This window comes from Plantactinospora sp. WMMB782, from assembly GCF_049179135.1.
Taxonomy (GTDB): Bacteria; Actinomycetota; Actinomycetes; order Mycobacteriales; family Micromonosporaceae; genus Plantactinospora.
The window spans coordinates 7463123-7478095 of record NZ_JBMHMC010000007.1 but is presented as its reverse complement, the minus strand read 5'-3'; the positions used below and the strand labels follow the sequence as shown (position 1 = coordinate 7478095).

Below are 14973 nucleotides of genomic sequence, written 5' to 3'. Positions count from 1 at the left end.
AAGGAACCCCGATGGAGGCTGCGGAACATCCCCGGGTGGTGCTCGGCTACAGCGGGCTGCACGGCTCCGCCGAGCTGAAGGCGGCCAGTTTCCCGGGGTTGGACGAGCGCGAGGCACGGCTGTTCCAGGGGCTGGACTCGGCGGCGGCGCTGGTCGTCGACGGCACCCTGGTCGCGGCGGTGCAGCAGGAGCGGTACTCCGGCCGCAAGTTCGACCACGCCTTCCCGGTCGACGCCATGCGGTCCTGCCTGCGCCTGGCCGGGCTGGACTTCGCCGACGTCGACGCGGTCGCGCACAACTTCGACCACACCCGGTTCGAGATCTTCGCCCGGGGCGAGCCGTACGCGCGCCGCCGCTACGCCGAGGTGCTGGCGCCGCAGCGGCAGACCGAACTGCTGCACCGGTTCGTGCCGGAGCTGTCCGGGCAGCGGGTCCGGCCGGTGTCGCACCACCACGCGCACGCGCTGACCGCGGCGATCCCGGCCGGTTTCGACGAGGCACTGGTGGTGGTGCTGGACGGGATGGGCGAACTGCACGCGGTGAGCGTCTACGCCTGGCGGGGCGGGAAGCTGCACCGGCTGGCCGCCCTGGACTACCGCAGCAGCCTCGGACTCTTCTACGCCCTGGTCACCATGTTCAGCGGGTACTGGCCGAACAGCGACGAGTACAAGGTGATGGCGCTGGCCGCGCTCGGCGACCCGGAGCGGTTCCGGTCGGTGCTGGCCGAGGCGGTCACCCTCGGCCCGGACGGGCGGTTCGACGTGCCGGTGCTGCGGCGCAACCGCGACCCGCGCGACCGGGAGACCTTCGCGGGGTCCCGCGGCTGGCTCGCCGGGCGGGTCGGCCCGGAAGCGCGGCCGGGCGAGCCGCTGGGCCGGGCGCACGTCGACTTGGCCGCCGCCGCGCAGGAACGGCTGGAGCAGGCCCTGTTCCACCTGGTCGGGCACTGGGTCCGGCGGACCGGGCTGCGCCGGGTCGCCTTCGCCGGGGGTGTGGCGCTCAACTGTGCCGCGATCGGCCGGCTCGGGTACTCCGGTCTGGTGGATGCGATATACGTGCAGCCGGCCGCCGGTGACGAGGGGACCGCGGTCGGCGCCGCGCTCGCCCTGGCCGGTCCCGCCGCGAGCGTGGCCGACTATCCGGCGACGACCTGTCTCGGTCCGGAGGTGACCGAGGACGGGCCGCCGGCCGACCAGCCGTACTGGTCGGTCCGGGTCGGGCCGGGGGTGGCCGAGCGGGTGGTGGCCCGGCTGCTCGTCCGGGGCCACATCGTCGGCTGGGCGCAGGGCCGGCTGGAGTTCGGTCCCCGCGCGCTGGGCAACCGCAGCATCCTGGCCGACCCGCGCGACCGGGGCGCCCGGGAGCGGGTCAACGCGGCCGTCAAGTTCCGGGAGGAGTTCCGGCCGCTGGCCCCGGCGGTCAAGGCCGAGGCGGCGGGGCGGTTCTTCGTCGTACCGGCCGGGGTCGACCTGCGGCACATGACCGTCGCCGTCGCGGTGCACCCGCACGCCCGGTCGGCCATCCCCGCCGTGCTGCACGACGACGGCACCGCCCGGGTGCAGGCGGTGTACCCGGCGGAGAGCCCCCGGTTCTGGCGCATCCTCGACGAGTTCGAGCGGCTCTGCGGCGTACCGGTGCTGATGAACACCTCGCTCAACGTCAAGGGGCAGCCGACGGCCCGGGCCGGTGCCGAGGCGTACCGGACGTTCGCCTCGTCCGGCCTGGACCTGGTGGTCATCGCCGACCGGCTGTACGCGAAACCGTCGGCGGTCGGCGACGCCGCCGAGGCCCTGGCCGCCGTCACCGGGGTGGTGTCGGTCTGACCGGCCCCTGCCGACGGTGACGCCTCCACCAGCGGTACCGTCCGTCGTTCCGCACCGCCAGCTGGTCGTCCGCGCCGTGCTGGGCCGTGCTGGGTCGTGCCGTGCTGGGTCGTGCTGGGTCGTGCCGTGCTGGGTCGTGCCGTGCTGGGTCGTGCCGTCGGTGTCCGGCTCGGCTGGGCCGGACACCGACGGGCCGGACTCAGACCTGGGCGCGCCGCCACTGCTGGCTCGGGCCGGTGCCGCAGGTCCACTGCACCAGCTGGGCGCCGTCGCCGGTGGCGGCGTCCCGCACGTCGAGGCACTTACCGCTGTGCCGGGCGACCAACTGGACGTGGCCGGAGCCGGCGTCCTGGATCCGCCACTGCTGGTTGGAGCCGCCGTGGCAGGTCCACTGCACCACCCGGACGCCGTCGCCGGTCGCGCCGGTGCCGCCGTGGACGTCGAGGCACCTGCCGCTGTGCACACTGCTGACCGTGACGTGCCCGGCCCCGACATCGGTGAAGCGCCAGCGCTGGTTGGCCTGGCCGTTGGCGGTCCACTGCACGACGTCGGCGCCGTCGGCGGTGGAGGCGTTGTGGACGTCGGCGAGCTTGCCGCTGTGCCGGGCGGTGAGCGTGTGGTCGGCCGGAGTGGGGACGGTGCTGGTCGGGGAGAGCCGGTACAGGCCGGCGCCGTGCCCGGGCAGGGACCTGGTCAGGGCGCCGGTGACGGTGCCGAGGTCGGTGCCGGACCAGAGGTCGGTGACGGTGGCCGAGCCGATGCCCAGGGTGGCCAGGTCGAGCGTGACGTTTCCGGCGGCGGTGTCCCGGTTGAACAGTGCCACGTACCGGTCGGCGCTGCCGGGCACGTCGGCGGCCCAGACCTGCCGGGTACCGCCGACGAGCTGGCGGTTGTTGGTGCTGGACCGGTCGACGGCGAGCACCCGGGGGTTCGTCATCAGGGCCAGCTCGGCGGGACGGTTCTCGACCAGGTTGCCGCCCCACATCAGGGGTGCCCGGTTGATCGCCCAGAGGGTCATCAGGGTGCGCTGCTCGTCCGGGGTCAGGTTGGAGTACCGGGGCGAGCCGACCGGCCCGAACTTGGACAACCGGCCGATCGGGATCATGTCCGGGTCCGGCCAGGCTCCGGTGGCCCGGTGCGGCGCCCAGTCGCGCAGCTGGTCGAAGAGCCGGTCCAGGCCCGGCCAGTCGTCCCACAGGTCGTTCACGATCCGCCACATGTGCGCGTTGGCCCGGACGTGCGTGGCGGCCGACAGCGGCGTCGCGCCGGGGGAGAGGCTCAGCACCATCGGCCGGCCACTGCGCTGGATCGCCAGCCGGTAGCCGGCCACCTCCTCCTGCCGGTACGTCGGCGCGGCGATGTCGTCCACCTTCACGTAGTCGACGCCCCAGCTGGCCAGTAGCTGGAACACCGAGTCCAGGTACGCCTGCGCGCAGGCGTTGGACATGTTCAGGCCCCACATCAGGTTCAGCCAGGCGGCGGTGCTGTTGTTGTTGATCTGGTTGGCCCGGCAGTCGGTGCCGAGGATCGGCACGTTGTCGGCGACGGCCTGCCGGGGGATGCCCCGCATCAGGTGTACGCCGAACTTCAACCCCTGGGCGTGGACGTAGTCGGCAAGCGGCTTGAAGCCGTTGTCCCCGGCGGCGGAGGGGAACCGGGTGGTGTCCGGCAGCAGCCGGCCGTTGCCGTCCATCCGGAGCCGGGGGTTGAGGTTGCCGTCCTGGTTCGGGCTGCCGGTGTGCGCGCCCGGGTAGTACCAGGCCCAGTCGATGACGACGTACTGCCAGCCGTGCTGGCGGAGGTTGTCGCGCATGTAGTCGGCGTTGGCCCGTACGTCCGCCTCGGTGACGCGCCAGTTGAACGCGTCATAGCTGTTCCAACCCAACGGCGGGGTGTCCGCGGTGCCGTCGTCCCACGCCGACGCCGACGCCGGCTCGGGCGGGCTCACCACGAGGCCGACGGCGAGCAGGAGCCCGAGCAGGACGAGTGCGGCGCGACACGGCGTGCCGCGCTGCCCGGAGTATTGAGCCATCGTTCCTCCCGAAGGGTCGGAGGTCGGCGCCCGGCTGTCATCATCGATCGATGTTAGCGCTAACACAGGGTTGTCGCCACCGTCGACTCCGAACCGGCCGGAGCCTGGCCCGGGATGCCGGCCGGAGTGCGGAGGATAGGGGGTCGAGGGACTCGCGGGCTGCTGGCGTATCGTCCCTAGTCAATGCAGAAGATCGATGCTATTAATTAGTAAGTCGTCTGACGACCCACCTGGGCAACGCCGCCTCCATCGTCTAGACATCGACGTCCTTTGGGGAGAAAAAGTACATGAACGAGAATCAGGTCGGCTGGCTGCGGGCTCGATGGCGGCGTTCAGCGAGAACTGTCATCAGTGCGGCGGCGAAATCCGCTGGAATCGCCATGCTCGTCATCGGAGTTTCCGCGGGTACGGCCGCCGCGGGCGTCGACCCCGCGCAACGCGCCCCGTCGAACGCCGCGGCCGCCCCGACGGTGTCCGGCGTCGCCACCGGATACGGACACACCTGTGCGGTCTCCACGGACGGCACGCTCTGGTGCTGGGGCAGCAACTCCCGCGGCCAGGTCGGCGACGGCACCACCACGAACCGACTCACCCCGGTGCGGATCGGCGACGCCGCCGACTGGGCGAAGATCGAGGCCGGGCACAACTCGACCTGCGCGGTCCGGACCGACGGCACGCTCTGGTGCTGGGGCAACAACTTCGACGGTCAACTCGGTGACGGCACGAACACCAACCGGAACGCTCCGGTACGGGTCGGTGACGCCACCAACTGGTCGACGGTCAGCGCCGCCAACAGTCACGCCTGTGCCGTCCGGACCGACGGCACGCTCTGGTGCTGGGGCCGCAACCGCAACGGGCAGCTCGGTGTCGGCTCCTCCGTGTCCAGTTCGACCACCCCGGTACGCGTCGACACGGCGACCAACTGGGCCAACGTCACCACCGGCTTCGCGCACACCTGCGCCACCCGCACCAACGGCACCCTCTGGTGCTGGGGCGACAGTTCGAGTGGGCAACTGGGTCTCGGCATCCTGAGCTACCGGGCGACCCCGAGCCAGGTCGGCACCGCGACCAGCTGGAGCGGCGTGACCGCCGGATACACCTTCACCTGCGGCTCCCGCACCGAGGGGACCCTCTGGTGCTGGGGCGAGAACGGCTACGGACAGCTCGGCTCGAACGTCCGCTACCAGACCAGTCCGATCCAGGTCGGCACCAACACCAGCTGGAACAGGGTCGTGGTGGCCAACGACTCGTCCTGCGGGTTCCGCACCGACGGCAGCCTGTGGTGCTGGGGTAACAACGCCTACGGCCAACTGGGTGACGGCACCACCACCCACCGGAACGCCCCCACCCGGGTCGGCACCGCGACCACCTGGACCACCGGCAGCCTCGGCAGCTACCACACCTGCGGCATCCGGACCGACAACAGCCTGTGGTGCTGGGGCAGCAACGGGCTGGGCCAGCTCGGCGACGGCACCACCACGCCGCGGTCGACCCCGGCGCAGCTGAGCCTGCCGGGCTGAGGCAGGACCTTCCGTTCCGACGCCGTGCCGTCGGTCCGTACCGCTGGGATCCCGACAGCGGCCGGGCCGGCGGCACGAGCCGTTGGACCCCCATTACGCCGCCGCGACACGCGACGGCGGATTGTTGGGAAATGCCGCCGAAACGCCCGTCCAACCACGCGCTGACACAGAGTCGCGAGGGAATAACGACACACTCCGTTCTTCCCTGAAATACGGACAGCACATGCCGACTCGTCTCCGGCCGGCGCGAACCGCGAGAAACAGGAATTGTTTCCACCGCCGCGGAACGCGGAATGGCTGGTTGAATCGTTGAAACCGGCAGCGGTGGTAAAGAATGCCATGACGCCGGGTGGCCGCTGCGCGCGGCCACCCGGCGATGTCGAGATGTGGTCCGGTAACCGGCACCGCGACGGTCCGACCTCTGGGACGACCCACGGGTGACCGGGGCGGACGTGGCGGCGTCCGGACGGGCCGGTGGAGAGTGCGGCGGGCCGGCTGGCCGTCAGTTGCCGGCGGGTGCGGGCGACGTCGGGACCGCCCGCCGGGCCCGGCGGCGCTGCACCGCGCCGAGCACCAGGTCGACGACGAGGAACACGCCGAGGGTGACGCCGAGGGTCGGCATCGCCCAGCCGACCGCGATCGCGACCAGCAGCAGGAGGACCACGGCCGGTGGACTGGCCTGCCGCCACGCGCCCCGGCCCGGCGGAGCACCCAGCGGCGCTCGCCGGTCGGCCCGGGTGGGGCGGCGCTGCCACCACATCCGGTACCCCCAGACGATCACACACAGCAGCCCGACGGCGAGGGCGGCGAGCAGGATCTGGTTGACCACCCCGAAGAGGAAGCCCATGTGGAACGCGACGCCCAGTTTGGACAGTTGGGCCAGGAGCGGCCAGTCGGCGAACCGGGAGTGTGCCACGACGCTGCCGGTCGTCGGGTCGACGGCGACCCGGTCCCAACCGTACGGCCAGGAGGGGTCGTCCTGTGCCACCACCCAGGCCGTGCCCGGCCCGGCCGGTGGGGTGACCACCACCAGCCCGTCCACGCCGGCCGAGCGGGCGATCGACACGGCCCGGTCCACGTCGGCCGGATCGAAACCGCCGCCCGTCGGACCGCCCCCGTGGTGCCCGCCGCCGTCGGGGTCACCGCCCGGGGCGGCGCCGGGCAGGGTGGTGGCCAGGGTGGGGCTGTGCGCGTCGAACGCGTTCTGGACGATGTCGAAGTTGCCGCCGGCATACCGTGACCAGGTCAACCCGGTGGCCGAGAGGACGAGCAGCCCGAGGGCCAGCCACATTCCGGTGGCCGCGTGCCAGCCGCGGGTACGCCGTACGCCCACGTTCGCGGCAAGGTCGGGCAGGACGGTGCGGCGCAGCCTGCGCCGGCCGTGCCACTGCCGGCGCAGCCACAGGAAGAGGCCACCCAGCACCAACAACCACAACCAGCTCGCCGCCAGCTCGGAATAGTGTCGCCCGACCGTACCCAGGTGCAGGTTGCGGTGCAGGTCGTCCAGCCAGGTCATCAACGGCGTCTCCCCGAACCAGGTGGTCAGGGTGCCGCGCACCTCGTTCGTGTACGGGTCGACGTAGACGGTGTGCTGCTTCTCGCCGAGGTGCGGCAGGTTGAATACCACCTTGGTGGTGTCGGTCGCCGCCACCGGCGGGGTCACCGACGCCAGGTCGCCGTCCGGGTGGGCGGCGCGGGCGGCGACCACCTGCTCGGCGAGCGGGCGGGCCGGCGCGGCGCCCTCGTCGACCCGCAACTCGTGGGCGTAGACCAGGTTGTCCAGTTGTGGGGTGAAGACGAACGCCAGGCCGGTCAGCGCGGCCACGACGAGGAAGGGTGCGATCAGGACTCCGGCGTAGAAGTGCAGCCGCAGCACGAGCGGCCCGATCGACCGTCGGCGTGCGGTCGGGGTACCCGGCGGCGGGCCGACGGGTGGTGCGAGCGGGGTTTCCGGCTCCGATGAGGGTGTCGCGGTGGTCGACACGTGGGCCTCCAAGGGTCACGGGTTTGATGTCAGGCGGTCCGACCGGTACCCCGGGCCCCATACCTCCGGTACGCCCTCGGTGCCGGTGCCCGGGTCGGCGCGCTGGACGGGCGGCCCGCCCGGCCTCCGGTCACCTCGGCTTCGAGCCTGAGCATGAAACTCTCGCGTTCCACCTGCCCATTCCTCCCCGGCCGTCGCGACACGCCAGGGGGATAGTCGGCGGAGGGCCCGGCCTGGTTCCCGGGCAACGCATCGAAGTTTTTCGACGTCTTGCTACCGCGGACCACCGCGCGTCCCGTCGGTGCGCCGTCGAGGACCGTCCGGGTGCGCGGGTCCGTCGTGTGCGGGCAGGGTCGTCCACTCCACCGGGGCCGGGGATTCCGCAGCGGGAAGACGACAGCCGACCTCGCCGGTGACCCCGCCGACGGAACGGCTCAGCTGGGCGGTTCCGCGCCAGTCTGCTCGCTGACCAGGTACGCCGCGTACCAGTCGGGCCAGTTCGGATCCTCCTGGCCGGTCCGCTTCTCGTGCTCGCCGTGGGCCTCGGCCGCGCGCCGGAGCCCGCTCGCCAGGTCGGCCGCGGAGGCGAACGACGTCGGGCCGGCCTCGACGCGTCCGGGCAGCCGGGTCGTGATCTCCTGGAGGAGCCAGCTGTTGCCGTCCGGGTCGCGGAGCGTGGCGCGCGTGAAGTAGCTGCGCCGCTCGGGATCCGGCCCGTCGGCCGGGCCGTCCGGAGTGACGTGGAAGATGTCGCCCACCTCGACCCCGGCGGAGAGCAGCGCGTTCCGGGCCGCCGCCAGGTCGGAGACGACGAGGTAGGCGCTGGCCGAGCCGGGCGCCCCCGACGTGAGGTCCGGGCCGAACTGCACCGAACAGCCGGAGCCGTGCGGCGTGTACTGGACCACGCCGGGCGGGGTGCGGTCGAGCCGCCATCCGAGGCGCCCGTAGAACTCCTTCGCGCGGTCGACGTCCGAGACGGGGACGACGACCACCTCGACCTTCATGTCGAGGTTTCCGATCCCCGTCCCGCTCGCGTCGCTCCGGACATCCCCCGTGCTCATCACAGCCTCCTGGGCCGGGTCAGGGCGCCATGCCGCCCGTCGGCGCCCCTGGATCTTCCTTGGCGGCGTCACGGCGGCCGCGGGTTCCGGAAGTCGGGCCGGCGGGTGCGGCTCCGGCGAGGACCACCGGTGACGCAGCGTTCCGGTCCCCACGCTACTGCTCCGACCCGCCGGGGATGCCCCGTTCCGGCATCAGCCCGGCGTCGGTCTCGGCGTCCGGCCGCCGTGGACGCCCGGGTGCCGTGACCGGCGGCGCTCAGCCCTGCGCCTCGACCAGGAAGGCGAGGGTGGTCGCCGCGAACAGCGGTGACGTGCAGAGGTTGTAGTGGGTGCAGCCGGGCAGGATGGCCAGCGCGTGCCCACCCTTCGGCCGGCCCTCGCCCATCCAGCCCCCGTCCCGCTGGCCGCCGTCGAGCAGGGCGAAAACCTCGACGAAGTGGCTGGGCGGGGCCATGTCGGCGTCGCCGGCCACGATCAGGGTGGGCACCTGGAGGCCACGGATCTCGCCGGTGATGTCGAAATCCTGGGCCATCGCCGCGCCGATCTTGTCGAGCAGGCGGGGGAAGTCCTCCGGACGCGGCGCGACCCGCTGGTAGAGCTCGTACATCGGGGTGTCCTTCATGAACTCGACGGCGGCCGCGCTCACCTGGCCCTGTTGCGTCCGGATCTCCGGATACACCGCGTCGGACCGGGCGTAGGCAGAGGCCGCCACCACCCGGCCGACCTTGCCCGGGTACCTTGCCGCCAGCCGCAGCGCCACGCCGCCGCCGAGCGAGTATCCGACGACGGCCGGCCGGTCCACCCCGAGGTGGTCGACCAGTGCCGCGATGTCGTCGGCCAGGAAGGCCAGGTCGAGTGGGCGGTCGATGTCGGCGGTCCGGCCGTGCCCCTGGAAGTCGACCGCGATGACCTGGTGCCGTGCGGCCAGCTCGGGCAGGACCGGGCCGAACATCTCGCCCGACCCGAGCCCGCCGTGCAGCAGGATCAGCGGTCTGCCCGAGCCGTGCGTCTCGTAGTACAGGTCGAGGCCGTTGACCTCCGCGTACCGGCCGGTGCCCTGCGTGTCGCCGCTGGACTGCGTCATGATGCTGCTCCTGTCCGTGTCGGTCGTTCCTGTCGTGCGGTCAGACCCGTGGTCCGCCGGAAACTCATCGGCCCGGCCCGACGAATTTCGGGGGTGTTCCGCGAGCCCGTCGTCCGGCGGCTCCGGCACCTCGGCTCGGACGACGGGACCGGACGCCGTCCACCCCGGCCTGGTCCGACGGCAGCGGCCGGCGTGCACCGCGACCTGGTCCGCCGGCACCGGCCGGCGTGCACCGCGACCTGGTCCGCCGGCACCGGCCGGCGTGCACCGCGACCTGGTCCGCCGGCACCGGCCGGCGTGCACCGCGACCTGGTCCGCCGGCACCGGGCCGCACTTGCCCGCTCGGGTACGTTGGACCGGTGGGCGATGCGACGACCGGGATCGACGAGCCGACTGACCTGCGCCTGGAGGCGTTCCGGGCCGAGTTGACCGGCTACTGCTACCGGATGCTCGGCTCGGCGTTCGAGGCCGAGGACGCCGTGCAGGAGACGATGATCCGGGCCTGGCGGGGCTTCGACCGGTTCGAGGGCCGGGCGGCACTGCGCTCGTGGTTGTATCGGATCGCCACGAATGTCTGCCTCACCATGCTGGGTAGCGCCCAGCGGCGGGCCCGTCCGATGGACCTCGGCCCGCCCGGCACTCCCGGGTCCGGGCCGGGGGAGCCGTTGCCGGCGGAGGTGTGGGTCGGCCCGGTCCCCGACTCGCGGGTCACCGCCGGCGACCCGGCCGAGGTGGCCGTCGCCAGGGAGTCGATCCGGCTCGCGTTCGTGGCGGCGCTCCAGCACCTGCCGGCGCGGCAACGGGCGGTGCTGATCCTGCGCGAGGTGCTCGCCTGGTCGGCCGCCGAGGTGGCCGAGCTGCTCGACACCTCGGTCGCCTCCGTGAACAGCGCCCTCCAGCGGGCCCGCGCCGCGCTGGCCGGGGCCGACCTCGACGGCGAGACGCTGCGCGCCACGGATCCGGCACAGTCCGACCTGCTGGAGCGCTACGTCCGGGCATTCGAGGGGTACGACATCGCCGCGCTCACCTCGCTGCTGCACGAGGACGTGACGCTGAACATGCCGCCACTACCGCTGTGGCTGCGCGGGCCGGCAGACATCCGGGGCTGGATGCTCGGCACCGGCTGCGGGTGCCGGGGTTCCCGGCTGGTGCCCACGGTGGCGAACGGGATGCCCGCCTTCGGCCAGTACCGGACGACCGGGCCATGGGCGCTGATCGTCCTCGACGTCTCAGCCGGCCGGATCCGGGGGATCACCAACTTCCTCGACGTGCAGCGGCTGTTCCCACTCTTCGGCCTCCCGATGCGGCTCGACGGCTGAGCGGCCCTCCGGGTCGCCCGAGTCGCACGCCGCGCCGCTCCCCAGGTCGTCCGGGTCGCCCGAGTCGCACGCCGCGCCGCTCCCCAGGTCGTCCGGGTCGCCCGAGTCGCACGCCGCGCCGCTCCCCAGGTCGTCCGGGTCGCCCGAGTCGCACGCCGCGCCGCTCTCCGGGACGCCCAGTTCACCAGAGCCGTCTGTCGGGGCGCCCTCCAGCGGGATGACCGCCGCCAGGCCGGTGAGGGCGAGCAGCTGGCGCAGCCGGACGGGTGCGGCCCGCAACCGGAGGTCGACGCCGAGCCGGCGCGCGGTCAACCGCAGCCGGGCGAGGGCGTCGACGGTCACCGCGCTCGGCTCGGCGACCCGGCTGACGTCGCAGACGACCACGCCGCCCTGACCCGGATGCCGGGCCAGCAGGTCGACCAGCCGGGCGCAGACCTCCGGGATGTCGGCCCGCCCGAGGGCGGGATCGATGACCAGGAGGGGCGATGTCGGCTCGTGCTGCACGTCGACTCCCGTTTGGTTGTGGCCACTGACTGTGGGACCCGTCGACGCGCCGGAACTCATCGCCGCGGGACCGATGAGTTTCCGTGCCCCGGCCGGTCTGACCCGGCGACCGATCCGAGCCAGGGGGACCGAGATGACTCTGCTTCGCACACAGCGCCTGACGGGCCGGGTGTACCGGCCGGGCGACGAGGGTTTCGACGAGCGTTGCGCGGCGCTGCACCCGGCGGTGCTGCACCGGCCGGTGGCCGTGGTCGAGGCGGCCGGGGTGGCCGACGTCCGGGCCGCCGTCGACGCGGCAGCCGCCGGGGAGCTGCCGATCGCGGTCCAGGCCACCGGGCACGGTACCCATCGGGGGCTCGACGGCGGCATCCTGCTGCGTACCGGCGGGATGACCGGGGTCTGGGTCGACCCGTACCGGCAAACCGCCCGGGTCGGTCCGGGCACCCGGTGGGAGCACGTGCTCACCGCCGCCGCCCGCTACGGCCTGGCGCCGCTCTCCGGCTCCTCGGCGACGGTCGGCGTCACCGGGTACACCCTGGGCGGCGGCATGGGCTGGCTCGGGCGCCGGTACGGCCTGGCCGCCGACAGCGTGTTGCGGGCCGAGCTGGTACTCGCCGACGGCCGCTCCGTCACCGCCGACGCCGACCGCCACCCGGAGCTGTTCTGGGCGCTGCGCGGCGGCGGTGGCAACTTCGGCCTGGTCACGTCGCTGGAGTTCCGCCTCTACCCGGTGTCGTCGGTGTACGCCGGCTTCGCCTACTTCCCGGCGGACGACGCCGCCGGGTTCCTCGCCCGGTACCGCGACTGGGCCGCCGGCGCGCCGGACGCGATGAGCACGGCGGTGGTGCTCCGCACGATGCCGGCCGACGACGACGTCGCACCGGCGTTGCGCGGTCGCCGGGTGGTGCTGCTCAAGGCCGTGTACGCGGGGGAGGCCGACATCGCCCGTCGACTCCTCGGGCCGCTGTACGCGGCGGCGGGTCCCGTCCTGCACGACGGGATGCGCACGGTGGCCTACCCGGAGGTGCGGATGGGCGGCACCCCGGCCCGCTACCACGACTTCCTCCGGGACCTCTCCGATTCGGCGGTCGAGGTGCTGGCCGGCCTGCGGTCCACGGTGGAGGTGCGGCACTGGGGCGGTGCGATCGCGGCCCCCGGCGCCGATCCGGGCCCGGCTGGCCAGCGGTCGGCGCCGTTCTCGGTTATCGTGGCCGAGGAGGTCCCGGGGTTGGCCGAGGCGCTGCACCCGTGGACGGTCGGCGGGGCGTTCCTCAACTTCCTCGGCGACACCCGCCGCACGGCGACCGCGTACTCGGCGGCCGACCACCGGCGGCTGCGCCTGGTCAAGGCCGCGTACGATCCCGGGAACCTCTTCCGCGCCGGGCACAACATCCCGCCGGCGTCGTCGTCGCAGGGTGGGCCCCGGTCGCCCGCCCACCGGGCGCCGTGGCAGTGCCCGTCGCCCGACCGTCACCCGACCCGGTGACGCCGCCGGGGGCGGCGGTCAGGACGGCTCGGGGCGACGGCCCGACGCGCGGCGACTCGGGCCAAGCGCGCACACTTACCCCAAAAACAGATCATTGTTGATATACACAGCCGTCGATGTAATACTGGAAGCGCTCCCAAAGCTGATCTTCAGCGCCCCAGATCGGAGGAACTACCATGCGTCCACCCACGCCCGACCAGTCCGTCCGGCGATCCCGGTCGGCCGTCCGCCAGCCCCTGCGGGTACTTGCCCTGGTGGTCACCATGATGGTCGGCGTGCTGCCCTGGGCCGCACCGGCCCAGGCCCACGGCACCATCATCAACCCGCAGTCCCGGGCCTACCAGTGCTGGAAGGACTGGGGCAGCAACCACATGAACCCGGCCATGCAGCAGCAGGACCCCATGTGTTACCAGGCGTTCCAGGCGAACCCTGACACCATGTGGAACTGGATGAGCGCGCTGCGGGACGGCCTCCGGGCGAACTTCCAGGGCTCGACCCCGGACGGGCAGCTGTGCAGCAACGCCCTCTCCCGGAACAACAGCCTGAACACCCCGGGGAACTGGAAGGCGACGAACATCAGTCGCAACTTCACCATCCAGCTGTACGACCAGGCCAGCCACGGTGCTGACTACTTCCGGGTCTACGTCAGCAAGAACGGGTTCAACCCCACCACCCAGCGCCTCGGTTGGGGCAACCTCGACCTGGTGACGACGACCGGACGTTACGCGCCGGCGCAGAACATCTCGTTCAACGTCTCGACCAACGGGTACACCGGACGCCACATCGTGTTCGTCATCTGGCAGGCTTCGCACCTCGACCAGGCGTACATGTGGTGCAGCGACGTGAACTTCACCTGATCGACAGCTGATCCGGCTGATCGACAGCTGATCGACGGCTGGTCGACGGCCACCGCACCACTCCGGCCCAGGACGTCCGCGTCCTGGGCCGGAGCCCGTCTCCGGCCTCAGGCCGGGGCGGTCCGCCAGGTGTACGGAGCGTCCGGAAACGACCCGTGTCCGAAGAGCACCCGGGCGGCGGCGGCCCGCCCCGGCGCCGCCCGCAGCAGAGCGAAGCCGGCCTCGGCGAGGGCCGGCGACCGCACCCCGGACAGGGCGTGCCGCAGCAGCAGCCGGACCCGGAACCGCGCCCGGAGCACCGCCCCGTCGTAGTGCCGCAGCACCGACGCGTCACCGGTGCGCAGGTAGTCACCGGTCACCGCGGCAGCCAGTTCCGACATCCGCAGGCACGGGTCGAGACCGCCGGCGGTCAGCGGCGACACCGCGCCGGCGGCGTCCCCGACGAGCAGCCCGGCCGGGCTGGCGATCCGGCGCAGCACCCCACCGACCGGGATCGGCCCGCCGCGCCGACCCACCGGGCCGGCCGGGACCGGCAACTCGCCGAAACCCTGACCGAAGGTACGCAGCAGCCGGGGCAGCGGTCCGCTGAGCCGGTCCGGCCGCCCGGCCAGCCCGACGTGCGCGTGCCGCCCGTCGTCGACCACCCAGCCGAGGTAGCCGGGGGCGAGCCGGGGATCGACCACGCAGTGGAACGTCGGCTCTCCGGCGACGCCGGCCACCGGGTACACCTCCTCGACGCCGACGATGACCCGCCGGTTGACGTCGAGCCCGAGCCGGCGGGCGACAGTCGACCGGGCGCCGTCGGCGCCGACGGTGAACCGGGCGGCGACCCCGGCCACCGGGTACGAGACGCCGAGGCGTACCCGCGCGCCGGCCCGCCTCGCCCCGGCCAGCGCATGGGCGTAGACGCCGGCCATGTCGGCGACCCGGAACTCGTCGCGCGGGCTGGTCAGCTCGACCGGCCGACGCAGCGACGGCGGGTAGAGCAGCACCCGGCGGATCGCCGGCCCGAGATGCTCGGCCGGCAGCGCGAAGTCGTCGAGGGTGCGGCGGACGAAGATGCCGGTGGTGCGGATGCCCGAGTCGAGGGCACGTCGACGATCGACGACGAGTACGTCATGGCCCTGCTCGGCCAGCAGGCGGGCGCTGTGCAGACCGGCGAGGCCGGCGCCGACGACGAGTACGTCCACGGTCTCCATAGCCGCCGAAGGTAGCCCCGTCGGGACCGGCCGACGGCCGTGCTCACCACACCTTCACGCAACGTCCCCAGCTCCTGCCCGGCCGGCGCCGAGTCCCGTCCCGG

At 73.0% G+C, this 14973-nt stretch carries 11 protein-coding genes; 5 read left to right on the top strand and 6 right to left on the bottom strand.

Going from position 1 to position 14973, the window contains the following annotated elements:
• Positions 1–11 precede the first annotated feature (11 nt).
• A complete protein-coding gene (locus ACN28A_RS35385) occupies positions 12–1823 on the top strand; it encodes a carbamoyltransferase (RefSeq protein WP_421402973.1) in 1812 nt (603 codons plus the stop codon).
• Positions 1824–2022: 199 nt separating this feature from the next.
• Here the strand turns inward: ACN28A_RS35385 and ACN28A_RS35380 are convergent, their stop codons facing one another.
• Positions 2023–3855, bottom strand: coding sequence for an alpha-galactosidase (locus tag ACN28A_RS35380; RefSeq protein WP_421402971.1), 1833 nt, complete (start codon positions 3853–3855; stop codon positions 2023–2025).
• 380 nt (positions 3856–4235) lie between these two features.
• Between ACN28A_RS35380 and ACN28A_RS35375 the strand changes: the two genes are divergently transcribed.
• Positions 4236–5375: an RCC1 domain-containing protein gene (locus ACN28A_RS35375; protein WP_421402969.1), complete on the top strand. Its 1140-nt coding sequence runs from the start codon at positions 4236–4238 to the stop codon at positions 5373–5375.
• 502 nt (positions 5376–5877) lie between these two features.
• On the opposite strand, the gene ACN28A_RS35370 is transcribed toward ACN28A_RS35375, so the two are convergent.
• The 3 genes from ACN28A_RS35370 to ACN28A_RS35360 form a co-directional block, all read right to left on the bottom strand.
• Positions 5878–7359 (bottom strand): PepSY-associated TM helix domain-containing protein, encoded by a 1482-nt coding sequence (locus ACN28A_RS35370; protein ID WP_421402967.1) that lies wholly within the window; start codon positions 7357–7359, stop codon positions 5878–5880.
• Positions 7360–7793: 434 nt separating this feature from the next.
• Complete coding sequence (locus ACN28A_RS35365; protein ID WP_421402965.1) at positions 7794–8420, bottom strand: VOC family protein; 627 nt, start codon at positions 8418–8420, stop codon at positions 7794–7796.
• A 256-nt stretch (positions 8421–8676) separates the two neighbouring features.
• Positions 8677–9504: an alpha/beta fold hydrolase gene (locus tag ACN28A_RS35360; protein ID WP_421402963.1), complete on the bottom strand. Its 828-nt coding sequence runs from the start codon at positions 9502–9504 to the stop codon at positions 8677–8679.
• Between the two features lie 359 nt (positions 9505–9863).
• On the opposite strand from ACN28A_RS35360, the gene ACN28A_RS35355 reads away from it, so the two are divergent.
• On the top strand, positions 9864–10823 hold the full coding sequence (locus ACN28A_RS35355; protein WP_421402962.1) for a sigma-70 family RNA polymerase sigma factor: 960 nt from the start codon (positions 9864–9866) through the stop codon (positions 10821–10823).
• Here ACN28A_RS35355 and ACN28A_RS35350 read toward each other — a convergent pair.
• The gene (locus ACN28A_RS35350; protein ID WP_421402960.1) at positions 10734–11327 is read right to left on the bottom strand and encodes an STAS domain-containing protein; all 594 of its coding nucleotides are present in this window, start codon (positions 11325–11327) and stop codon (positions 10734–10736) included. The two genes, ACN28A_RS35355 and ACN28A_RS35350, sit on opposite strands and share 90 nt — an antisense overlap.
• 133 nt (positions 11328–11460) lie before the next feature.
• Here ACN28A_RS35350 and ACN28A_RS35345 point away from each other — a divergent pair, with 133 nt between their 5' ends.
• On the top strand, positions 11461–12813 hold the full coding sequence (locus tag ACN28A_RS35345; RefSeq protein ID WP_421402958.1) for an FAD-binding oxidoreductase: 1353 nt from the start codon (positions 11461–11463) through the stop codon (positions 12811–12813).
• Between the two features lie 176 nt (positions 12814–12989).
• Positions 12990–13670 carry a lytic polysaccharide monooxygenase auxiliary activity family 9 protein gene (locus tag ACN28A_RS35340; protein ID WP_421402956.1) on the top strand — a complete coding sequence of 227 codons (681 nt, stop codon included), beginning with the start codon at positions 12990–12992 and terminating at the stop codon, positions 13668–13670.
• A gap of 107 nt (positions 13671–13777) precedes the next feature.
• On the opposite strand, the gene ACN28A_RS35335 is transcribed toward ACN28A_RS35340, so the two are convergent.
• Entirely contained in the window at positions 13778–14869 is a 1092-nt protein-coding gene (locus ACN28A_RS35335) for an FAD-dependent oxidoreductase (protein ID WP_421402954.1), read from the bottom strand.
• Positions 14870–14973: the final 104 nt, after the last annotated feature.